The sequence below is a fragment of the Planococcus sp. 107-1 genome, from assembly GCF_021513255.1.
In the GTDB taxonomy this organism is placed as follows: Bacteria; Bacillota; Bacilli; order Bacillales_A; family Planococcaceae; genus Planococcus.
On sequence record NZ_CP090977.1, the window covers coordinates 3,385,741 to 3,406,936 of the forward strand.

The following is a 21,196-nucleotide window of genomic DNA, read 5'->3' on the forward strand; positions in this document are numbered from 1 at the left end:
TAGCTTTTTAAAAAAAGAGAAAGGAAAACAGACCCGTTTGGTTTGGTGATGGAGTGATTCTAATAGGCGCGGCAAGCTTATTTACTTATGATACGGTTCACCCTTCATAATCCGGAAAGCCCGATACACCTGCTCTACCAAAATCAACTTCATCAACTGGTGCGGGAACGTCATTTTCGAAAATGACAGCTTCTCATCCGCACGCTTCAACACTTCCTCGTGGAGGCCGAGCGATCCGCCAATGACGAAGACGATTTTGCTGCGGCCGTAAGTCATCAGCGATTCGATGTCTTTTGCGAGCTGTTCGGATGTTTTCATTTTGCCGTCGATGGCGAGGGCGATGACGTAGGCATCCGGTGCAATTTTAGCTAGGATTCGTTCGCCTTCCTTCTTTTTGACGATTTCCATGTCCGCTTCGCTCAATTGTTCCGGCGCTTTTTCATCTGCCACTTCAACTTCGCTGACTTTTGCGTAGCTTCCCAGCCGTTTCGTGTATTCTTCAATTCCCGATTTCAAGTATTTCTCTTTCAGCTTACCTACACTGATAATTGAGATATTCACAACTTATCCCCCTTTACGCAATCTTTACAAACAACTTACTAACAGAAGTTATACACATATCCACAGGATTTTCTATATCTTGTGTCCATTCATTCGTTCGCCACAAGATACGTTGCAGCCTCTTCGCAATAATCACATTTTGTGGATAACTTTTCTCCATCTGATAATTCTGTAAGAATAGGATAACTTTTTGTCTCCGCTACAAACATGTCCAACGCATGCTCCACGTGGGTTTTGCATGATTTGATCTCCATTTTTTTCGCCTCCTTTAATTTCCGAATATTCCACACAGTTATACACAATTCGTTCACGTTTATCCACAAGCTATTTTACCAGAAGAAAACGGTTACTGAAAGCCGGGGTTTTAAATGCCTGTGGATTGTGAATAGATTGGCTTTTCTAAAAAGTTATCCACATATTATTTTTATGCTTTCACGAACATTGCTGCGCTTTTCTTTAAAATTCTTTACAAAGATTACAATAACATTACAAACTTTTATCCACTAAAAAACCACCTTCCATTCGCAGAATGAAAGATGGTGAAACTTCCCTTATTAAATTTCCGGCGCTTGGCCCCCGAAATCGGCCCATTCCTCTTTTGACGGACCATATAACCCGGGCACTTTCAATCCCGCTTGCCGCATCAATACGGTCATCTGCCCCCGGTGATGGATTTGGTGGGTAAAGAGCACTTTCAGGACCGTTCCAATCGTCCACATCTCTCCGTACATATCCCGTTCCTCTGTTAAGGTTGCATCCGTCCACTGCTGCCGGATGGCTCCGATCATGGATTCGTTTGTCCGTCGGTAAGCGTCCGCAATTTCCTTAGCTGTTTCAGGAACCGGCTCTCCAAATTTAGCCGCTTCAAACTGGAGTCCCGTGTGCCCAGCAACCATTTCATCAAAAGTCGTCGTCAAATGCCAAGCAAGACGTCCTAATGTCCGGTGATCCGCTGTTACTTGCTGCGACAGTGACGCGTCTGTTAAGTTATCCAAGACCTTCTGAGTACCTTCCGCTTCCGGCTGCCATTCCCGCAAAAAATCATCAATGCTTGCAAACATGGAATCCCTCCAAAAATTTTAATGTGTTATGGTGTTTTATTCGGTATGGAGGTTTAGATTCCTGCCGCATATAAAAAAGAAGCTGTCGCAAGAACAGCTTCTTTCAAAAATTATAAAGCAGAGTTGTCCACAAGCTCCAATTCGAAGTCCATGAGTTCTCCGTTGCGGTAAGCTTTTACTGTCAGCGTGTCACCAATTTCTTTTTCATTGTATAGATGTTTGCGAAGTTCGATGATGTCACCGACTGCTTCCCCGTCCATTTCAACAATGACGTCAAATTGCTCCATTCCCGCTTTTGCTGCAGACGAATCGGCCACGACTGAATTCACTACAACACCTTTTGTGACATCTTCCGGCAAATTCAAGGTTTCTGCACGATAAGTCTGCGGCACTTGAGCAAGATCGAGAAGCGTGACGCCCATCGCTGGCCGTACCATCTCACCATTCGCTTCAAGCGATTCGATCACTGGCATCGCTGAATTGATCGGGATGGCAAAACCGATTCCTTCCACAGAGGAAGTCGCAATCTTCATCGAGTTGATGCCAATCAGCTGGCCGGCTAAATTCACAAGCGCGCCGCCGCTGTTCCCGGGGTTGATCGCTGCGTCTGTCTGAAGAACTTCCGCTTGCCAATCTTCCTGTCCGTCTCCGTCCAAATCCACGGGAACCGCACGATCTGTTCCAGAAACTACGCCGGTCGTAACCGATCCCGAAAAATCAAGGCCGAGCGGATTGCCGATCGCGATAACGGTTTCGCCTTGCTTCAATACATCCGAATCCCCGAATTCAGCTACGTCCGGCACATTGGCACCGTCCATTTCAAGAACCGCCAAATCGGTCCAGATATCACTTCCGACAAGGGTCGCTTCCACTTTCGAGCCATCTGCGAGCGTGACTTCGATGCCATTGGCACCTTCAATCACGTGATGGTTCGTCACCACGTAAGCTGTACCGCCTTCATTTTTATAAATGACACCTGAACCGGTCCCGACAGCTTGTTCCTGTCCTGGGGTCTGCGACCAGAAATCAGACCCCGCTTGTAAATTCGTAATTCCGACCACCGCATCCGCCACTTCTTCCACAGCTTTTGTGACATCTGTCGTAATTTCCACTGCTGTTGACGACTGTTCCGTGGAGCTGTTCGTCTTTACCGCTTCTGATGTGTTCGCCGATTCTTCCTCATTGCCAGGCGCTAAACCCGGCACCGAATAAAACAAAAGCCACACAAGAAGCGCACCGACCGCGACACCCGCTACTCCTGCCAGGAACGTCCCTGCACGGCTCTGCTTCTGTGGGCTATTATAATATCCCATCGCATTCATCCTCTCTCTCAATTCAACTACTCTTTATATAACCTTAGTTTAAGAATCCGAAACGGACAATGCAAGCCGCAGCAAACTGGATTTAATAATGCTTCAGTTGATTTCAAAATACGCTCTATAGCACTGTAAATACGCACAGTAACTCCTAAAATACGCCCCGTTATCACTAAAATACGCCTCAAACTAAAAAAAGCCGGAAGCAGCTGCGCTTCCGGCTTTATCAATTACACGATCACTAATTCGGTTGGGATGTTCGCATCCGTATGGAGCAGATCGACATATTCACCGACGATGATGCCTTTTGTCTGCAAAGTCTGTTCGACGCTCATCCGTGCGAGGTCTTTCATATTATTGTCTTTGCTCAAGTGGGACAAGTAGATGCGCGTCGGTTTTTCCGCCATCACTTCACTCATCGCCACGGCTGCATCTTCGTTCGATACGTGCCCGACATCACTCAGGATGCGCCGCTTAACGGACCACGGGTAACGCCCCATCTGCAGCATCCCGACATCGTGGTTGCTTTCGAAAACAAAAGCATCCGATGCCTGGATGATGCCTTTCATGCGGTCGCTGACATAGCCGGTATCGGTAATCAGCGCGAGCTTCCTGCCGTTTTCGTGGAACACGTAGAACATCGGGTCTGCCGCATCATGGGACACCGCAAACGATTCGATATCAATCGAACCGAAGGTCTTCACCGTTTCCATATCAAAATGGAATCGCTGCTCCACCGGAATCGCACCGACCAGGCCGTCCATGGCTTCCCATGTTTTGGCGTTCGCATAAATCGGCACTTTATGCTTTCTTGCGACAATCCCGAGACCCTTGATGTGGTCGCTATGTTCATGCGTCACCAAGATGCCGTCCAGGTTGCTCATGCTTTTGCCGATCGAAGCGAAAAGCTCTTCCATTTTCCGCCCGCTCAACCCCGCATCCACAAGAAATGAATGCTGATCGTTTTCTATATAGATAGCATTGCCGCTTGAGCCGCTTGCTAACACACTAAAACGCATAATAAAAACTCCTTATTCTTCAAGCTCCATCTCATCTTTCTTGACTTCCACTACGCCGTCCTTGATGGCATTGACGAAATATTCATCTTTGCTGCCATCTGCGAGCGTAGCCCGAATGCGCCATGTCGGCAAAAACATCACTGTGTTTTCAGAAACCGTGACATATTCCGTATAGCCAAGCGCTGCCGAATCGATATGCGTATCCGGCTTTAATACTTGTTTCTGGTAAAGGGTATGAATGGCTTGAAGCGGCGGAATCACTTTTTTCTGCAATTCGGCTTCTTCCACATTTTCGAACAAGGTCTGTTCATAATGAGTGACTTTCGCATCGTCATTAAAATGCAGCGTCAATAAACCGTTGTCGCTGTAAAACAGTGGTTTCCCGTTAATCTCTTGGAAAAACACCGCTTCCTGCTCTTCTTCATCCATTCTCCAGAAGACGTAATCTTCCCCTTCGTAGATGGTTCCTTCCACAAATTCGGTCAGAACTTCTTCGTCCGGGTCTCCGCTAAGTGGCAGCGGTTCGTCGAATGTGACGATTAACGCATTTTCATTTGTCGTGTTCATCTGTAAGTCTACACCCGGAACATCATTCGCTACAAATAATTTCTTCTTTCCGGTCAAATAGGCTTGGTTCCCTATATTTTCCGGAAGCTCTTCGTAAGTGATATTCTCAAGATCCAACTTTTCATCAATCGATGGAATGGTCAGTTCTTCCAATCGCTGCCCAGCGTTATACCGTTCCAAGTACAAAGAATATAAAAAGATATTCAATATGGCAAAGACAATGATAAAGATGGATTTTGTTTTACTCCAATCCAAATTTGCCACCTCCCAGCATTTCTTTGGAAAGGTGATGCCATTTGCCGTCCGCTTTAAAGTACCAAGCCGGCTCCAAGCTTAATAGCCGCTCGGGCTCTCGGTCATCACGCCTTAATTCATAGCCGGGCACAATGTCCGTAATCGTCGCTAGATCCTTTTCATCCAGATGATTGAAAGCTTTCAAAACGGATTCGCCGGCTTCCATCTTCGTCGTGCCGGTTTCTCCCCAAGATTCCAGGATGTAAAATGGGCGTTCGTAGCGGAAAATCTGCTCCACTTCCGACTCAATCCCCCAGTTCAGCTTTAAATCCGTGGCAAGCGGCCCAAAGACCGGTGCCCCATCGACAAACAAGCGGTATTCGATTTGCTGGTTCAACGGCACCATATTGAAATAGCGGTAGTCATTTGTCCAGCCGCTATGGCTATTGATGAAATCCACCGTTTTAAAGATCAAATCGGATGGAATCGCGGGATCGGATGTCTCCGCTTTTGGCTGGACATAGGTGATGCTCTTATTCGTATCTTCTACGCCCATTATCGCCTCTGATTCATCGCTGTATTCTTTATTGGTGATCGCGCCTGTCGATTGCACGCTGCCGGGATTTTCAAAAAGCCCATCGACAAAACGCTGCGGCGGAATGTCTTCCTGCAAGTAACGGTAAGTCGTTACATCTTTTGCATCTTGTTGAATGTAGATCGGCAATTCCCCTATTTTTTCATTCGTAACATAAGGGGCGTACTCGAAAGCCCGCTGGACAATTGTCGATTCGAATCGCTTCAATTGAATCGCTGATACGCTTCCGGTGTAAATTCGTTTCGACTTGCTGTTCACAAAATACAGGTTAAAATTATTGCCGCTTATATTGCCCCAATCAATGACGATCCGGTCAAAAGACGCTTCCGGAATAGTCTTATCCGTGATATCCATCATGTCGTCATAGACAGGAAATGGAACAGGCGCTGGATAGTAAAGAACCGCGCGGTTTGTCCCGTGAAGATAAGCTCTTAAAGTTTCAAGAGGCGCTTCTTCCACCACAATCGCCAAGTCATGGATTTGCCATTGCTCCATTTCGCTAAGCAGCAGCGTGATCTGTTCCTGGTCGCTTGTCCCCGTGATATTTTCATCGCTGAATTGGTACAGCACATTAAGCGGCTGCACCACTTCGTCCACAACTTTCTTTTCTCCGAGTTCCACTTCCACTGCTGAAGTCGTCTCAATTGTTTCTAATGTCGGGGTAAAGGTCCAAATGGTAAAAGTCAGGGCTAAACTCAAAAAAATCAATAATGCTAAGGCAATGGATTTGATTTGTTCAATGTATTTCATTCCCACTCATCTCCATCATCAAGTTCATAAGGCAAGGTGAAATAAATCGTCGTTCCCCGGCCGTATTGGCTTTCCGCCCAGATTACGCCGCCATGAGCATTGATCATCTCTTTTGAAATCGCCAGGCCGAGGCCTGTACCGCCCATTTCCCTAGAACGCGCCCGATCGACACGGTAGAAACGGTCGAAAATCTTATCGACATTTTCTTTCGGAATCCCCATTCCTTGGTCGCTGATGCGAATCATGATGAAGCCATCTTGTTCCATCATGTCAAAACGGACTTTCCCGCCTTCAGGAGAATACTTCAATGCATTTGAGATGATATTATCGATAACTTGGGTAAGTTTATCGGGATCAATCTCCACGAAATACTGTTCTTTTGGCAACTCGCGCTCAAAATGGACGTTCTGGGATTTCGACATTTCAAAACGGTCAATGATGCGGTTAAAGAATACATTGAACTCGACCATTTCTTTATTCAATTCCGTTTCATTGGAATCCATTTTTGATAGTTTCAGCAAATCGTTGACGAGGCGGATCATCCGCTCAGTTTCGGTTTGGGTAACGTTCAAGAAGTTCGGAGCTAAATCCGGATCTTCCCAGGCACCGTCTGCGAGAGCTTCTAAGTAACTTCTCATCGTTGTAAGCGGCGTCCGCAATTCATGCGACACGTTCGCCACAAACTCGCGGCGTTCCATATCGATTTTTTCCTGCTCGGTGTTATCATGCAAGACGGCGATAACGCCATTTACAAAGCCGGTTTCTTTCTGGATGACAGAGAAGCTTGTCCGGAGCAGCGTACTTTCTTCATAATTGCTGAAGTCCAGCGTAATCGCTTCTTTTATGTGGATCAAATCTTCAAATGTATATTCGGATTCCAAGTTCAGAACCGAAGTGATTGGCCGGTTGATGACCGTTTCACGTGAAACATTCAGCAGGCGGAGCGCCGGATCGTTGATCAGGATGACGCGACCTCTTCTGTCGGTCGATAATACGCCATCTGTCATATTCGACAGGACCGATGCCAATTTTCTCCGTTCACTTTCAGTCGATTGCTGTGATTCCTGCAACCGGTTCGTCAAATTATTAAATGCCCTTGCCAGCTGGCCAATTTCATCTTCTCCGTAAACCCGGACTTTCCGTGAGAAATTTCCTTTTGCCATCGCTTGGGCTTGCCTTCTCATATCAGAAATCGGTTTTGAGATGGTCTGTGCCACCAGCACTCCTAAAATAGCGGTAATTGCCATGGAAATGGCGGTTCCGACTGCTAAAATGGAGTTGATTTCATTCATTTGTTCATAAACATTCTCAATATCCGCTTCCATATATAAAGTACCGAGAACTTCACCGCCTGATGTGATGATCGGCAGCGTCCGGACCCATATACGCCGCTCGGATTGGCGATTGATCTTCGTGCGGTCGAGCGGTGTTTCCCCGACAACCGACTGCATGACCAATTCATCGGTTGACCGTTGCCCTACCAATGATTGATTTTCAATCTCTGAAGAAGCCAGGATCCGATAGCTCGAATCGATGACCCGAATTTCGTCAATATCTTCCGATTGGAATCCGTAAAGGACGGAATACAAGCTTTGTTCAAGCGTTAAATCTTCATCTGTCCGGTCCTTGATCAATTCTTCACGGACACTGAACTCCACAATATTCATCCGATCCTCTATCGAATCTTTGAAGTTTTTACTCAATGAATCTTCCAGTTGCTGTGCAAAATACAAGCCGATAATCTGCATCGCCAGTAAAATGAGCAGGATGTATATCAGCACAAACTTCACATGAATCGATTTAAAAAAACCTACCTTGTGCATTCAACCTACTCCTGTTCAGGATTCCGCAAGTAATAACCTACTCCTCTGCGGGTCACAATCCAGGCCGGGTGACTTGGGTTGTCTTCAATTTTTTCACGCAGGCGCCGAATTGTCACATCGACTGTACGGACATCTCCAAAATAATCATAGCCCCATACCGTCTGCAATAAATGCTCGCGGGTCATCACTTGGCCAATATGTTTTCCGAGGTAATGAAGCAATTCAAACTCGCGGTGAGTCAACTCGATGGTTTCATCGCGTTTCTGGACCAAATATGCGTCTGGCTGAATGGTTAAAGAACCTACCTCAATATCATTTGAACTTGGCCCTTCCTCATCTGCAGGCGTGACATTCTGGCGGCGCAAATTCGCTTTTACGCGCGCAATCAATTCACGGGTAGAGAATGGTTTTGTTACATAATCATCCGCTCCCAGTTCAAGCCCTAGCACTTTATCGATTTCCGAGTCTTTTGCCGTCAGCATAATAATCGGAAAATCGAACTTCTTGCGGATTTCCCGGCATACTTCCATGCCATCACGGTTTGGCAGCATAATGTCCAAAAGCATCAAATCCGGCTGGATTTCTTCTGCAATCTTCACTGCTTCATCTCCGTCGTAGGCACAAACGACATTGAACCCTTCCTTCTTCAAATTAAACTGCAGTATATCCGCAATCGGCTTCTCGTCGTCTACAACCAAAATCGTTTTACTCATCAGTTTTTCTCCCCTTTTTATTCCAGCTTTCGATGGAATTTCCTTCGCTGTACATTCTTTTCTACCCTTTACTTTATCATTGTTGGAGAGGTTTCGCATCTCTGACTCCCTCTCCACTATTCCCCGGGAAATACTGCCGGCTGTATTTCCGCTAATTCCAAAGCGTCAAGAAAACAATAAAAATCGATCCACGTAGATGGATCGATTCAAAAGTTTATTTAATATAATTTAACGGGTTTTTAGTAACGCCTTTATAGGAAACTTCAAAATGTAAATGAAGGCCGGTTGAACGTCCCGTAGAGCCCATGACGCCCAGTTTTTTGCCTTTCGGTACTTTTTCGCCCACTTTGACATCAATGGATGAAAGGTGCGCATAAATGGTTTCATAACCGTTTTTATGGTCTACAACGACGCGGTTGCCAAAAGTGCCGGCCGCCCCGGCTGCTTTTACGACGCCGTGGTCGGCACTTTTAATCGCAAGTCCGTCTGGCCGGGCAATGTCGATGCCGTTATGCAGACGTCCCCAACGTTCGCCTCTGCCGCTTGAGATATAGCCGCCTTCAGCAGGCCAAGCAAATTTTCCGGTCCCGACACTCGGCAATGGCTTCGTGCCTTCCAGGACAATGCGGTCAACCGGATCTTTCGCCACGGCTTCTTTTGACACCGTACGCCCGGTCCGCTGTCCATTTTCTTCCCGGATGGAGTAGGTGACATGCCTTTCCCCAGCTCGCCCTTTTTCTTTAACTTTTTTCTCACCGATCAACACGTTCTTGTCTTTTTTCGTAATGGTTTTATTCGCGATGGCTTTTGCCGTCTTTTCTTCGCGTTGAACTTGCACCGTCACTTTAGGGCCTTCTTCTGCGACTTTTATGGAAGTGCCTGCTTCAAACGCAGCTAAATTCAAGTTCGGGTTCATTTTTTTCAAGTCTTCTACAGTCATATCAAATTCTTCCGCAATCAGTTGTGCCGATTCGCCGCTAGCCGCTCTGTGGAAACGTTCGCCTTTCAGCAAGTAGCTCACTGCTTGGTCGACTGTCATTACGGCTGAAGGATCCACTTGCTGCGAAGCACCTGAGATTTTCTGGGCAATGGCTAAATCCATTAGCCGGGTTTCACCGACGCCGATAGCAGCAGGTGCTTTCCCCGTCTCCAGCCGCTCTTCCCATTCCGCCAACTCTTCTGGCGACACAAATGCCAGCTTCACTTGCTTGATGGTTTCGTTGTATGCTTCCCGGTCTTTCACATACACGGCCGCTTCGCCGTCTACTGACAAGCTAAAAGCTTCTGCTTTGATCGGCAAAGCTTCTGCTACCCGGTCGAGTGCTTCATGGTCGTTGGAAATAGGCGAAGCAAAGACTTTTTCTTCGATGACATTCACTCGACGGTCTACCTGGAGATTCAACTCTTCATAGGCCGCTTGCGTATGGTCGATTTTTTCTTCTGCTGCCGCTTTTAGCGACTCATTATTACTGACGGCCCCTAAGTATTCGCCGTTATTGTATATATGGTAAATGGGCTCTAGCCCTGATTCTTCAATAGGTTTTGCTGAAACGGTATTAATTTCAAAGCCTGTCACTAACAGAATGGATGCAGCCGCCAATTTCAATTTAGTCGATTGGCCCGCTTTTTTTTTCTTTCATTTTAATTGTTTTCCCCCTGCTTTTATTGACAGCATTTTCGCTGCTGCTTTCGCTCTTTTTCTAAGCCTCCATTACTCTAGCACATTCTTATTTTGAAATAGCACCAATCGCTTTTTTGTAAACAGTCTGTCGTATTCTTGGCAATAAATTCTAATTACTGGTTATTTTTATGTAATTTTTCTTTCTTTTCCGCGTTAATAGCAATATTTTCTAATATATTTTTGTGAAAATGATTGTTTTTTGTCATAATTGTTACATGGAAAGAGTTTTCAACAGTAATAAATGTGTACATTTTGTTAAAATAACATAAAAACATAAAAAAAGAGCTGAAATGAAGGTCCATTTCAGCTCTTTTATCCTATTCGATCGTTAGTTGATCACTTTCGTTTTTCACATTAACGCCAAACGCTTGTTACGATATTCGTTTGGTTGCGGTCTGGGCCGACCGAGAAAATCGAAATCTGTACCCCTGTCAATTGGGCAATGCGCTCCAAGTAATGGCGGGCATTATCCGGAAGTTCATCAAGGGATTTGCATTTCGTTACATCTTCTGACCAACCTGGCAGTTCTTCGTATACCGGTTCGCACTCAGCAAGCATACGCAAGTTCGCAGGATATTCCGTGATCAATTCACCTTGGTAGCGGTAAGCTGTACAGATTTTCACTGTCTCAAGGCCTGTCAATACGTCAATTGAGTTAACCGTCAAGTCCGTTAACCTCGCTGACGCGTCTTGCATGGCGAACGACTACACTGTCGAACCAGCCAATGCGGCGCGGACGGCCTGTAGTCGTACCGTATTCTTTGCCGACTTCGCGGATCTGTTGGCCGACTTCATCAAAAAGTTCAGTCGGGAACGGGCCGTCTCCAACGCGTGATGTATAAGCTTTACATACACCAATTACGTGCTGGATCGTTGTCGGTCCAACACCAGCGCCGATCGTTACACCACCGGCTACCGGGTTAGAAGAAGTGACGAAAGGATAAGTTCCTTGGTCGATATCGAGCATAACGCCTTGAGCGCCTTCAAAAAGGACGCGGCGTCCATCATCGATTGCATCATTCAATACTTTCGACGTATCGGTTACGTATTTGGCGATTTCTTGGCCATATCCATAGTATTCTTCCATAATTTCTTCTACTGTGAATCCTTCTGTTTCGTAGAATTTCTCGAACATCCGGTTTTTCTCATTCAAGTTCATACGCAGTTTTTCTTCGAACACAACATGGTCTAAAAGATCCGCCATGCGGATGCCGACACGCGCTGCTTTGTCCATATAAGCAGGCCCGATGCCTTTGCCCGTTGTTCCGATTTTATTCGCCCCGCGGCGCGCTTCTTCCACTTCGTCCTGCTTGATGTGGTAAGGAAGAATGACGTGTGCACGGTTGGAAATGCGCAGATTCTCAGTAGTGACTCCGCGTTCATGCAAAGCTTTCAGCTCTTTTACTAGCGCTTTCGGGTCTACTACCATTCCGTTGCCGATTACTGAAATTTTGTCTTTATAAAAGATCCCCGATGGAATCAAGTGCAATTTATACGTTTCGCCGCCGAAAATGATGGTATGTCCAGCATTGTTTCCGCCTTGGTAACGCGCAATCACTTCTGCGTGCTCAGATAGAAAATCTGTGATTTTCCCTTTTCCTTCGTCTCCCCATTGCGTTCCTACTACTACGACTGATGTCATTGTCCGCACCTCCGTTAGGCTTGCGCCCTATCTCAAACAGTCTCTATTGTAGCAGTGAAATGCCCTTTCGTCAATAAAATCCCAAAGAAAAACGAACAATAAATGCATTTCTGCATCTATCGTTCGTTTTTTTAGAAATCCGGACCGCCTTCGTGCTGGCTCCAGTCAATGGTTACGAATTTATTGTATTCCTTCACAAATGCCAATTTCACCGTACCGGTCGGGCCGTTACGCTGCTTGGCAATGATGATTTCAATCATGTTCTGATCTTCGGTCTCTTTGTCGTAATAATCTTCACGGTACAGGAAGGATACGATATCAGCATCCTGCTCGATACTTCCGGATTCCCGCAAATCGGACATCATCGGCCGTTTATCTTGCCGCTGCTCAACGCCACGCGACAACTGGGACAAGGCGATAACCGGAACTTCCAGTTCACGGGCAAGGCCTTTCAGCGAGCGGGATATGTCCGATACTTCCTGCTGCCGGTTTTCCCCGGAACGGCCAGGTCCCTGGATCAACTGAAGATAATCGATCATGATCATGCCAAGGCCGTATTCCTGTTTTAAGCGACGGCATTTGGCACGGATATCGTTGACCCGGATCCCCGGCGTATCATCGATAAAGATTCCGGCGTTCGACAAGCTTCCCATTGCCATGGTGAGTTTGCGCCAATCCTCATTCTGAAGAGCTCCGGTCCGCATGATTTGCGCATCGATGTTTCCTTCTGCACAGAGCATACGCATAACCAACTGCTCGGCCCCCATCTCCAGACTGAAAATCGCGACATTCTCGTCGGTTTTTGTTGCTACGTTCTGGGCGACATTCAATGCAAAGGCTGTCTTACCGACAGAAGGCCGTGCAGCGACGATAATCAAGTCGTTGCGCTGAAACCCTGCTGTTACCTTATCCAGGTCACGGAAGCCTGTAGGAATGCCTGTAACGTCTCCTTTTCGGGTATGGAGCAATTCGATATTATCATAGGTTTTTACAAGTACATCTTTGATATGGATGAAGTCGCCTGCATTCTTGCGGTTCGACACTTCCATCATTTTCTTCTCAGCTTCCGAAAGTAAAGCTTCCACTTCATCTTCGCGCGTAAAACCGTCTTCCACAATCGAAGTCGCAACCCGTATCAAGCGCCGCAATAGCGACTTTTCTTCCACGATATGGGCGTAATGCGCAACGTTTGCAGCCGTCGGAACGGCATTGGCGATTTCCGTTAAATACGACAAGCCGCCAACGTCTTCAAGTTCCTTTTTGACCGACAATTCTTCCGTTACCGTCACAACATCAATCGCTTTTCCGTGGTCTGACAGCGTCAGCATGGTCTGGAAAATCTTTTGATGGGCGAGGCGGTAAAAATCTTCCGGCATAACGATTTCTGCTACGGTGATTAACGATTGCGGTTCTAAAAAGATGGCCCCAATAACCGATTGCTCGGCTTCATGGTTATGCGGAGGGACACGATCCAGTGTTTCGTTCATCGGGTCATCACCTTACGCTTCTTCTGTTACATGGACTTTAAGAGTAGCTGTGACGTCGTGATGCAATTTGACTGGCACGTTTGTATAGCCAAGTGCACGGATTGCATCATCTAATTCCATTTTGCGCTTATCCACTTTGATGCCATGTTTTTTCTCAAGTTCTGTTGCCACTTGCTTGGTTGTAATCGAACCGAATAAACGGCCGCCTTCCCCTGATTTCGCTTTTAATTCGATTGTCAGGTTTTCTAGCTTCGCTTTCAGCTCTTGTGCTTCCTGCAATTCTTTTTCAGCTTCTTTTTCTTCTTTTTTCTTCTGTCCAGCCAATTGGCTGATCGCTGCCTGATCGGCTTCTTTCGCTAAGTTGTTTTTCAATAAAAAGTTATGTGCGTAGCCATCCGCCACGTTTTTGATCTCGCCTTTTTTGCCTTTTCCTTTAACGTCTTTCAAGAATATCACTTTCATTCAGTTGTGCCTCCTTCAAATTGTTCGGTAATTACTTCTTTTAACCGGTCGACTGCTTCATCGATCGTAGAGCCGGGGATTTGCGTTGCGGCATTCGTTAAATGTCCGCCGCCTCCCATATTTTCCATGACGATCTGCACGTTCACTTCTCCAAGGGAGCGTGCCGAGATGCCTATGCCGCCTTCGCCTCTTTCCGCTACGACGAACGACGCATTGACGTCTTTCATCGTCAGCAGGATGTCCGCCGTCTGGGCAATCAGCACCGGACTGTAAATGCGGCCCGGTTCGCCTCTGGCAATGGCGATGCCGTCCCCGACAAACTCGACGGTCTGGACGATTTTCGCACGTTCCACGTAAGTATCCAGGTCTTCTTTTAGTAAACGCTGCACCAGCACCGTATCAGCGCCATTCGAGCGCAAATACGATGCCGCTTCGAACGTTCTTGCCCCTGTGCGGAGCGTGAAGCTTTTCGTATCGACGATGATGCCGGCAAGCATAGCCGTCGCTTCAAGCATCGTCAGTTTTTCATATTTCGGTTGATACTCGATCAATTCGGTCACCAGTTCCGCCGTTGAAGATGCGTAAGGCTCCATATAAACGAGCATCGTATTGGTGATGAATTCCTCGCCGCGGCGATGGTGGTCGATCAGGACGATCCGTTCCATGCGCTGCAGCAGCCGTTCATCAATGACCATTGAAGGTTTGTGCGTATCGACAATGACGAGCAGTGAATTGTCCGTCATATCGGCAAGCGCTTCTTCCGGTGTGATAAAGCGGTCGAATAAATCCGGATCTTGTTCGATTTCTTGCATTAAGCGCATGACGCTGCGGTCGTACTCATTGAAATCCAGAACGATGCGGCCGTTGACTTTATTCATCGCAGCCATTTTGGCAACGCCGACTGCCGCTCCGATGGCGTCCATATCGGGCATTTTATGGCCCATGACAAAGACCTGGTCGCTTTCCTGCATCAAATCGCGCAATGCGTGGGAAATGACGCGCGCCCGCACCCGTGTCCGTTTTTCGACCGGGTTGGTCTTGCCGCCGTAAAATTTCACTTTGCCGCTTGGATGTTTGATCGCCACTTGGTCGCCGCCGCGCCCAAGAACCAGGTCGAGTCCGGACTGCGCCATGCTGCCAAGCTCCACTAAGGAAGCCGAGCCTGCACCGACCCCGATACTCAAGGTCAATGCCAAATTGTCTTTTGATGTCACTTCCCGGATATTATCCAGTATTGCAAATTTCGACAACTCCAGCTCTTTTAGAATGGATTCATTGAACACAGCCATAAACCGGTCCGATGAAATCCGCTTCACGAATATCCCGTGGTCGGCGCCCCAACCATTGATCAGCGAAGTGACCAGGCTGTTCAAATTGCTTCGTGTCTGGTCGTCCATCCCTTGAGACAATTCATCATAGTTATCGATGAAGAGAATTCCAAGGACGGTCCGATCGGCATAATAAAGCGTTTCGATTTCCACTTGCTCTGTGATGTCGAATAAGTAGAATAACCGGTCATCCGCTTTGTAATAAACCCGGTATTTCCGTTCACCAAGCGTGATGATCGTTTCTTTCGCTTCCTCCGATTTTATCATTGTATGAAATTCATCGGATAAGCTATAAATCGATTCGCCGATTAAGGTATCGTACTCCAATTCAGTTGTCATATACGGATTGGCCCATTCAATATCAAAATTTTCATTGACGAGCAAAATCCCGATCGGCATTTCTAGCAGCGCTTCTTCGCCCACTTTTTTGACGCGGTAAGACAGCGTTTCGATATGCTTTTCCGTTTCTTCGTACACTCTTTTTTCTGTCATCCAGGCAGCGGCAAATGCTGCCGCAAAAAGCAGGACAAAACCTCCTGCTGCCCACTCCGACCAAAGTGAAATCAGAATTGCCGCCACTAACCCTAACACTAGCAGCGCTATAAGCGGATATCGAAGTTTTCTTTTCCTAAAAAAAGCCGACATTCTCTTCAGCTCCTTATTTTCCTTTAAACTCGTGTGCCCGCTTCACCCAGCCCCGGATATCAAATCCAAGGTCCACGATTCCGACGATGCTCGTAAATGATTGCAGCGGTATGGCTAGGATGGTCACGATGACCGTCACCCATTTTGGCCAGCCTTCTTGCTTGATGTAGTAATGGTAGAACGAAATCCCTTGCAAGAACAATAGGAATTGGAGCATGAGGGTTGCGTTCATCAAAATCATATAAGGCATGGTTCCCGGCTGGAATTCAGTGAACACGGAAACCACGATGACGATCAAGTAATACCATAATACGGATTTCGGCAATTTCATCTCCCGGAAAGGAGGGAATGCCGGAACTTCGATCCCCAATCGTTTTAACACTGGCAGCAAGAGAAGGAGCATGACCCAAGTGGCCATAAATACACCCAATACTAGCCATGTAGGCATTAAGATTTCCATGGACAGCAATAGCTGATTCATGTTTTCAGTGTAATCCTCCGGCAAGGTGCCGAAATTTTCCATTATAGCACTTGTCTGTTGAAATGAATTCTTCATCTCAGTCATGAATTCTTCCAAAACATTGATGCCGAGCAATGCGATCGAAGCTACATATTGCACGACTAGAGATATCAGAATGACAATGCTTGATCCCATGAACATAAAAAGCTTGCTTTTCCGGTTATAAATAGACAAACCGATGACCAAGCCGAGCGGGATGTGGATAAGCGCAAGCGGCAACGACAATATTCCGCCGATGATAAAGGTTAAAACCAGACAGACTGCTGTAAAAAGAGCCGAAGCTTTGCCGCCATATTTTGCACTATACCAAGCGATTGGCAGCGCTAGAAATAGCGAACTGACAATCTGTAAAAGAGGCACATAAATGGAAATCGCCAGCAGCACCGTAAAGACTGCGGCCATCATGGCACCCTGTGTAAGTTGTCTTGTTTGTTGATTCTGCATTCGAGTATTTGTCCCCTTCTTTCGGGTTTATTTCATCCTTGTAATTGTAACATGATTGAAGTGCAGGAACAAAAAACGCCTCTTCAGCAAAGCTGAAGAAGGCTGAAAGAAGAGTTTACTTGGATGAGACGGATAAAAAAATTTTGATTGGCTTTCTTTAAGTAAACCAAATAAAAAAAGACCGGTTTCCCGGCCTTTCTTATAATATGAAAATAGCTTAAAAGGAGAATGTTTATGTCCAGACTCCAACACCTGGCTGACCAGGTGCTTCCGCTTTTCTTATTTATTTTTCTTCCGCAACAAACGGTAGAAGTGCCATGATACGAGCGCGTTTGATAGCGATTGTCAACTTACGTTGCCATTTAGCGCTTGTGCCTGTAACACGACGTGGCAAGATTTTTCCTCTTTCAGAAATGAATTTCTTCAATAGGTCAGTATCTTTATAGTCGATGTACGTAATGTTGTTTGAAGTGAAATAACAAACCTTTTTGCGTTTTTTGCCTCCGCGACGTGGTGCCATATCGAATTACCTCCTTTGTATTAAATTTGTGTCCGTTAGTTCAAGCCTGTCTTAGAATGGCAAATCGTCATCCGATACTTCGATCGGGCCGCTGCCGCTTGAGAATGGGTCTTGATCTACACGGGTATGGTTTTGCTGACTTGGCGATTGGTTCTGCTGATAAGATGGCTGCCCTTGTGAACGATCTGCACCAGCACCAGAATTTTTAGGTTCAAGGAATTGAACACTGTCTGCTACTACTTCAGTCGTGTAAACGCGTTTTCCGTCTTGTCCCTCGTAGCTGCCAGTTTGAATGCGGCCTTCTACACCAGCGAGGCTTCCTTTTTTCAAGAAGTTCGCCGTGTTTTCAGCTTGCTTGCGCCAAACCGTACAATTGATAAAATCCGTTTCCTTTTCACCTTGCGCATTGGAGAAAGTCCGGTTTACAGCTAGTGTAAAGCGTGCTACTGCCGCTCCGCTTGGCGTATAACGAAGATCAGGATCTTTTGTCAGTCTTCCGACTAAAACAACTCGGTTAATCATCAGAATTCAACCCCCTTTTAGTCAATATTTACAGGTTTATACGCTTACGCTTCTTTGTTGATAGCGATATGACGGATAATGTCTTCGTTAATGTTCGCAAGACGTGTGTATTCGTTGATAGCTTCAGAACCAGCGTTAACTTTTACGATTTGGTAGAAACCTTCACGTAAATCGTTGATTTCATAAGCTAAACGACGTTTACCCCACTCTTTCGACTCGATGATTTCAGCACCGTTTGAAGTTAGGATTTCGTTAAAACGCTCAACTAGAGCTTTTTTCGCTTCCTCTTCAATTGCAGGCTGAATAATATACATTAATTCGTATTCTCTCATCGTGTTGTCACCTCCTCATGGACTTGGGCCCTGCTGTTTCCAGCGGGCAAGGAGCAAGCAATTCATAATATTACTCACATCACTGTATTGTATCACAATGCCATTGCCTCTGCAAGTGTATTTCACATCCCCGTAAGCTATAGTGGAGATAGAAAACAATAAAGGAAGTGAACAAATGGAACCTTCTCGCGTCATCGATATAAATTTGGAAGAGATCGCCCCTAAGCTTTTATGGATCAATATTTTGCTGTTGGTTATTTCTCGCCGCTGCCTATCATTTTTTCACAGAACCTTTATCTTTTGGCTTTTCCTTTTCTGCTATTCTCTATTTCATCATCGGCTATGCCGTATTGATTGTGCTGCATGAACTTTTCCATTTAATCGGCTTCCTGATCTTTGGAAAAGTTTCTTTCGATTCTTTAAAATACGGACTCAATTTAAAATTGGGCATCGCCTATGCCACGACCAGCACCCCTCTGCCAAGTTCGGCCATGAGAAAAGCACTGCTGCTGCCGTTTTGGACCACGGCTGTCCTTCCTACCCTCATTGGCTTTTGGATGGAGGACCAAGTTCTTGTTTTGCTCGGGGCTATGCTTGCTGCCGGTGCTGCCGGTGATTTCATCATGTACCGTGAACTTCTAAAAGAAAAGAAAGATATTTGGGTGCTTGACGATCCGGAACTTCCGCGCCTTCACCTATACGACAGCAAACCGATAAACGAAAGCCCCGAGTGAATGTGCTCGGGGCTTTAAGTTTATTCAAAAAAGTGAAACCAAAATTAAATTGTTTTCGTGAACACCTTATTCCGTAAAACAGCAACGAAGTGCACGATGGTAAAAGATGTGCGGCTTAAGAATAATGTCTCTGCTATTTCGCTCTGTATCTTTTAAGAGTTCTCTAGCACCGGTGCGGTTCCGGACAGAGTGGAGCAATAAGACGAGCGGTCTTCTCGGCTTATTGCGGGAATCCTGTCCAGAGCACCGAAGTGCGATCTATAAAAAACGATGTTAAAATCCCCTAGTTTTTCGATAATTTAAAAGCCCCGAGTGATTCCACTCGGGGCTTTTGTTAGGCATAGACGATTTCCCAGTTGCCTGAAGAAATCTTCGTTTTCAATAAATCCTGTTGTCTTGCCAAATAGACGACCGCTTCTAGCGTTCCGTTTTCCGTTTGGACAGTTAAGGTCTTTTTCTCATAAAGATCGCTTTCGTCACCCACACAATCTTCTAAAAAGTCGAGGGCCGGCCATAAGACGTCTGGAATATCATAAACTTCTCCCACGACATTGTCGCTTCCAGCCAAACTAAAAGCTGGATAGCCAAGCCCTGTGTCATAAAGCGATCCTTTTGCTGATGCATGCTCAGAAACTAGATTCGCTTCTTCCAAATACGCATGATACTTGCCGCCTTGTTTCAATGTTCCGTATACAAATAATAACAATTTGATATGCCTCCCCGAAAAAAAGCCGGATGCGGTTGAGGCATCCGGTTTTTATTATTTTTATCGCTGCTGCGACCTTATATTCTCATCATTGGTGTCGAAATTAACTTTTAGACGTTGAATCTGAACAGCATAACGTCGCCGTCTTTTACGATATACTCTTTGCCTTCTTGACGTACTTTCCCTGCTTCTTTCGCTGAAGCCATGGAACCCAGCTCAACTAAATCCTCGTATGCCACTGTTTCGGCACGGATAAATCCGCGTTCGAAATCAGAGTGGATGATGCCCGCACATTGCGGAGCTTTCATTCCCTTTTTAAAGGTCCATGCGCGCACTTCTTGAACGCCAGCAGTAAAGTAAGTAGCCAATCCAAGCAAATTATAAGAAGCTTTGATCAATTGGTCAAGCCCCGACTCTTGGATGCCCAGCTCTTCAAGGAACATTTCTTTTTCCTCGTCTTCCAGCTCGGCCATTTCTTCTTCGATTTTCGCACAAACGACGATTACTTCAGAATTTTGTTCCGCTGCGTATTCACGCACTTTTTGAACGTATTCGTTATCTTCTGCATCTGCAATTTCATCTTCAGAAACGTTAGCCACGTAAAGCATCGGCTTTAATGTCAACAAGTTCAAGTTCTTCGCGATTTGAAATTCATCGTCTGTGAAGTCGATTGAACGCGCCATATGCCCTGCTTCAAATGCTTCACGCAGTTTCATCAATACCGGCTCTTCAGCAACAGCATCTTTGTCTTTTTGCTTTACCAGTTTCGCAGCGCGCGCAATGCGCTTTTCGATGCTTTCCATATCCGCTAGGATCAATTCCAAGTTGATGACTTCGATATCTGAAATCGGATCTACTTTTCCGGATACGTGCGTCACGTTTTCGTCAGCGAAGCAACGGACAACTTGGCAAATGGCATCTACTTCACGGATATGCGAAAGGAATTTATTTCCAAGTCCTTCACCTTTGCTGGCGCCTTTAACGATTCCGGCAATATCGGTAAATTCGAATGCTGTTGGAATGGTTTTTTTCGGTACGACCAATTCAGTCAGTTTGTCTAACCGTTCATCTGGAACTTCTACGATCCCGACGTTCGGGTCTATTGTACAAAACGGATAGTTGGCTGCTTCAGCCCCCGCTTTTGTGATAGCGTTAAATAATGTGGATTTCCCCACGTTTGGTAATCCTACAATCCCTGCAGTTAATGCCATAGGATTCACGACCTTTCCTCTATATAAAACGAATTATTTTTATGCAACCATTCCATTATAGGAATGAAACACGAATCTGTCCATTCCTCAAAGCTTTTGCAAAGTGAACCGCTTATTCCGTGACTTCCGCTTTGACTAAAATCTTTTTCATCTTTTTATTGAACTCGACTCGTGGAATCATCACGCTATGTTGGCAGCCTTCACATTTAATGCGGATATCTGCCCCCATGCGAATAATTTTCCAAGCATTGGCCCCGCAAGGATGGCCTTTTTTCATTTCTACCACATCATTCAAGCCAAATTCTTTCATTTCCATCGTTGGG

General features: G+C 46.0%; 21 protein-coding genes and 1 pseudogene. 1 reads left to right on the top strand and 21 read right to left on the bottom strand.

All coding sequences use genetic code 11. The features are described 5' to 3' along the window. Nucleotides 1-81: 81 nt before the first annotated feature. The 18 genes and pseudogenes from rlmH to rpsF all read right to left on the bottom strand — a co-directional run bounded on the left by rlmH (nt 82) and on the right by rpsF (nt 18,222). Nucleotides 82-561 (bottom strand): 23S rRNA (pseudouridine(1915)-N(3))-methyltransferase RlmH, encoded by a 480-nt coding sequence (gene rlmH / locus L0M13_RS17645; RefSeq protein ID WP_235197714.1) that lies wholly within the window; start codon nt 559-561, stop codon nt 82-84. An 89-nt stretch (nt 562-650) separates the two neighbouring features. Then, a complete protein-coding gene (locus tag L0M13_RS17650) occupies nt 651-815 on the bottom strand; it encodes a CxxH/CxxC protein (protein ID WP_235197715.1) in 165 nt (54 codons plus the stop codon). A gap of 300 nt (nt 816-1,115) precedes the next feature. Then, entirely contained in the window at nt 1,116-1,622 is a 507-nt protein-coding gene (locus L0M13_RS17655) for a DinB family protein (protein ID WP_235197716.1), read from the bottom strand. 110 nt (nt 1,623-1,732) lie between these two features. Next, a complete protein-coding gene (locus L0M13_RS17660) occupies nt 1,733-2,935 on the bottom strand; it encodes a S1C family serine protease (RefSeq protein WP_235197717.1) in 1,203 nt (400 codons plus the stop codon). Nucleotides 2,936-3,168: 233 nt separating this feature from the next. Beyond that, a complete protein-coding gene (locus tag L0M13_RS17665) occupies nt 3,169-3,957 on the bottom strand; it encodes an MBL fold metallo-hydrolase (RefSeq protein ID WP_235197718.1) in 789 nt (262 codons plus the stop codon). A gap of 12 nt (nt 3,958-3,969) precedes the next feature. Next, a complete protein-coding gene (locus L0M13_RS17670) occupies nt 3,970-4,779 on the bottom strand; it encodes a two-component system regulatory protein YycI (RefSeq protein ID WP_235197719.1) in 810 nt (269 codons plus the stop codon). Beyond that, a complete protein-coding gene (locus L0M13_RS17675) occupies nt 4,766-6,103 on the bottom strand; it encodes a YycH family regulatory protein (protein ID WP_235197720.1) in 1,338 nt (445 codons plus the stop codon). The genes L0M13_RS17670 and L0M13_RS17675 overlap by 14 nt, the downstream gene beginning before the upstream one ends. After that, nucleotides 6,100-7,926 (bottom strand): cell wall metabolism sensor histidine kinase WalK, encoded by a 1,827-nt coding sequence (gene walK / locus L0M13_RS17680; protein WP_235197721.1) that lies wholly within the window; start codon nt 7,924-7,926, stop codon nt 6,100-6,102. The genes L0M13_RS17675 and walK overlap by 4 nt, the downstream gene beginning before the upstream one ends. 5 nt (nt 7,927-7,931) lie before the next feature. Further along, nucleotides 7,932-8,639: a response regulator YycF gene (yycF, locus tag L0M13_RS17685; protein ID WP_052649579.1), complete on the bottom strand. Its 708-nt coding sequence runs from the start codon at nt 8,637-8,639 to the stop codon at nt 7,932-7,934. Between the two features lie 214 nt (nt 8,640-8,853). Further along, nucleotides 8,854-10,245, bottom strand: coding sequence for a M23 family metallopeptidase (locus L0M13_RS17690; protein WP_235197722.1), 1,392 nt, complete (start codon nt 10,243-10,245; stop codon nt 8,854-8,856). Nucleotides 10,246-10,674: 429 nt separating this feature from the next. Then, nucleotides 10,675-11,962: pseudogene (locus tag L0M13_RS17695) on the bottom strand (adenylosuccinate synthase). A gap of 131 nt (nt 11,963-12,093) precedes the next feature. Further along, nucleotides 12,094-13,449 (bottom strand): replicative DNA helicase, encoded by a 1,356-nt coding sequence (gene dnaB, locus L0M13_RS17700; protein WP_235197723.1) that lies wholly within the window; start codon nt 13,447-13,449, stop codon nt 12,094-12,096. 12 nt (nt 13,450-13,461) lie between these two features. Continuing rightward, nucleotides 13,462-13,911, bottom strand: a complete 450-nt coding sequence (gene rplI, locus L0M13_RS17705; protein WP_235197724.1) for a 50S ribosomal protein L9 — start codon at nt 13,909-13,911, stop codon at nt 13,462-13,464. After that, nucleotides 13,908-15,884, bottom strand: coding sequence for a DHH family phosphoesterase (locus L0M13_RS17710; protein ID WP_235197725.1), 1,977 nt, complete (start codon nt 15,882-15,884; stop codon nt 13,908-13,910). Before L0M13_RS17710 ends, rplI begins: the two co-directional genes overlap by 4 nt. 13 nt (nt 15,885-15,897) lie before the next feature. Next, a complete protein-coding gene (locus L0M13_RS17715) occupies nt 15,898-16,848 on the bottom strand; it encodes a YybS family protein (protein ID WP_235197726.1) in 951 nt (316 codons plus the stop codon). Between the two features lie 283 nt (nt 16,849-17,131). Then, the gene (gene rpsR / locus L0M13_RS17720; protein ID WP_052649572.1) at nt 17,132-17,368 is read right to left on the bottom strand and encodes a 30S ribosomal protein S18; all 237 of its coding nucleotides are present in this window, start codon (nt 17,366-17,368) and stop codon (nt 17,132-17,134) included. A gap of 51 nt (nt 17,369-17,419) precedes the next feature. After that, on the bottom strand, nt 17,420-17,890 hold the full coding sequence (gene ssb, locus L0M13_RS17725) for a single-stranded DNA-binding protein (protein ID WP_052649571.1): 471 nt from the start codon (nt 17,888-17,890) through the stop codon (nt 17,420-17,422). Between the two features lie 44 nt (nt 17,891-17,934). Beyond that, nucleotides 17,935-18,222, bottom strand: a complete 288-nt coding sequence (gene rpsF, locus L0M13_RS17730; protein WP_235197727.1) for a 30S ribosomal protein S6 — start codon at nt 18,220-18,222, stop codon at nt 17,935-17,937. Between the two features lie 356 nt (nt 18,223-18,578). Between rpsF and L0M13_RS17735 the strand changes: the two genes are divergently transcribed. Beyond that, nucleotides 18,579-18,956 (top strand): DUF3267 domain-containing protein, encoded by a 378-nt coding sequence (locus L0M13_RS17735; RefSeq protein WP_311195672.1) that lies wholly within the window; start codon nt 18,579-18,581, stop codon nt 18,954-18,956. 334 nt (nt 18,957-19,290) lie between these two features. Here L0M13_RS17735 and L0M13_RS17740 read toward each other — a convergent pair whose 3' ends face one another. The 3 genes from L0M13_RS17740 to L0M13_RS17750 all read right to left on the bottom strand — a co-directional run bounded on the left by L0M13_RS17740 (nt 19,291) and on the right by L0M13_RS17750 (nt 21,189). Then, nucleotides 19,291-19,662 carry a gamma-glutamylcyclotransferase family protein gene (locus L0M13_RS17740; protein ID WP_235197728.1) on the bottom strand — a complete coding sequence of 124 codons (372 nt, stop codon included), beginning with the start codon at nt 19,660-19,662 and terminating at the stop codon, nt 19,291-19,293. Nucleotides 19,663-19,772: 110 nt separating this feature from the next. Continuing rightward, on the bottom strand, nt 19,773-20,873 hold the full coding sequence (ychF, locus tag L0M13_RS17745; RefSeq protein WP_235199345.1) for a redox-regulated ATPase YchF: 1,101 nt from the start codon (nt 20,871-20,873) through the stop codon (nt 19,773-19,775). Between the two features lie 112 nt (nt 20,874-20,985). Next, a complete protein-coding gene (locus tag L0M13_RS17750) occupies nt 20,986-21,189 on the bottom strand; it encodes a DUF951 domain-containing protein (RefSeq protein ID WP_235197729.1) in 204 nt (67 codons plus the stop codon). Nucleotides 21,190-21,196: the final 7 nt, after the last annotated feature.

Coding starts and splice junctions, on each gene's coding strand:
- L0M13_RS17650 (WP_235197715.1), bottom strand. CDS start 815: ATGGAGATCAAATCATGCAAAACCCACGTGGAGCATGCGTTGGACATG.
- L0M13_RS17750 (WP_235197729.1), bottom strand. CDS start 21,189: ATGGAAATGAAAGAATTTGGCTTGAATGATGTGGTAGAAATGAAAAAA.
- dnaB (WP_235197723.1), bottom strand. CDS start 13,449: ATGAACGAAACACTGGATCGTGTCCCTCCGCATAACCATGAAGCCGAG.
- L0M13_RS17710 (WP_235197725.1), bottom strand. CDS start 15,884: ATGTCGGCTTTTTTTAGGAAAAGAAAACTTCGATATCCGCTTATAGCG.
- ssb (WP_052649571.1), bottom strand. CDS start 17,890: ATGATTAACCGAGTTGTTTTAGTCGGAAGACTGACAAAAGATCCTGAT.
- rpsF (WP_235197727.1), bottom strand. CDS start 18,222: ATGAGAGAATACGAATTAATGTATATTATTCAGCCTGCAATTGAAGAG.
- L0M13_RS17675 (WP_235197720.1), bottom strand. CDS start 6,103: ATGAAATACATTGAACAAATCAAATCCATTGCCTTAGCATTATTGATT.
- ychF (WP_235199345.1), bottom strand. CDS start 20,873: ATGGCATTAACTGCAGGGATTGTAGGATTACCAAACGTGGGGAAATCC.
- walK (WP_235197721.1), bottom strand. CDS start 7,926: ATGCACAAGGTAGGTTTTTTTAAATCGATTCATGTGAAGTTTGTGCTG.
- rpsR (WP_052649572.1), bottom strand. CDS start 17,368: ATGGCACCACGTCGCGGAGGCAAAAAACGCAAAAAGGTTTGTTATTTC.
- yycF (WP_052649579.1), bottom strand. CDS start 8,639: ATGAGTAAAACGATTTTGGTTGTAGACGACGAGAAGCCGATTGCGGAT.
- L0M13_RS17660 (WP_235197717.1), bottom strand. CDS start 2,935: ATGGGATATTATAATAGCCCACAGAAGCAGAGCCGTGCAGGGACGTTC.
- L0M13_RS17655 (WP_235197716.1), bottom strand. CDS start 1,622: ATGTTTGCAAGCATTGATGATTTTTTGCGGGAATGGCAGCCGGAAGCG.
- L0M13_RS17665 (WP_235197718.1), bottom strand. CDS start 3,957: ATGCGTTTTAGTGTGTTAGCAAGCGGCTCAAGCGGCAATGCTATCTAT.
- rplI (WP_235197724.1), bottom strand. CDS start 13,911: ATGAAAGTGATATTCTTGAAAGACGTTAAAGGAAAAGGCAAAAAAGGC.
- L0M13_RS17715 (WP_235197726.1), bottom strand. CDS start 16,848: ATGCAGAATCAACAAACAAGACAACTTACACAGGGTGCCATGATGGCC.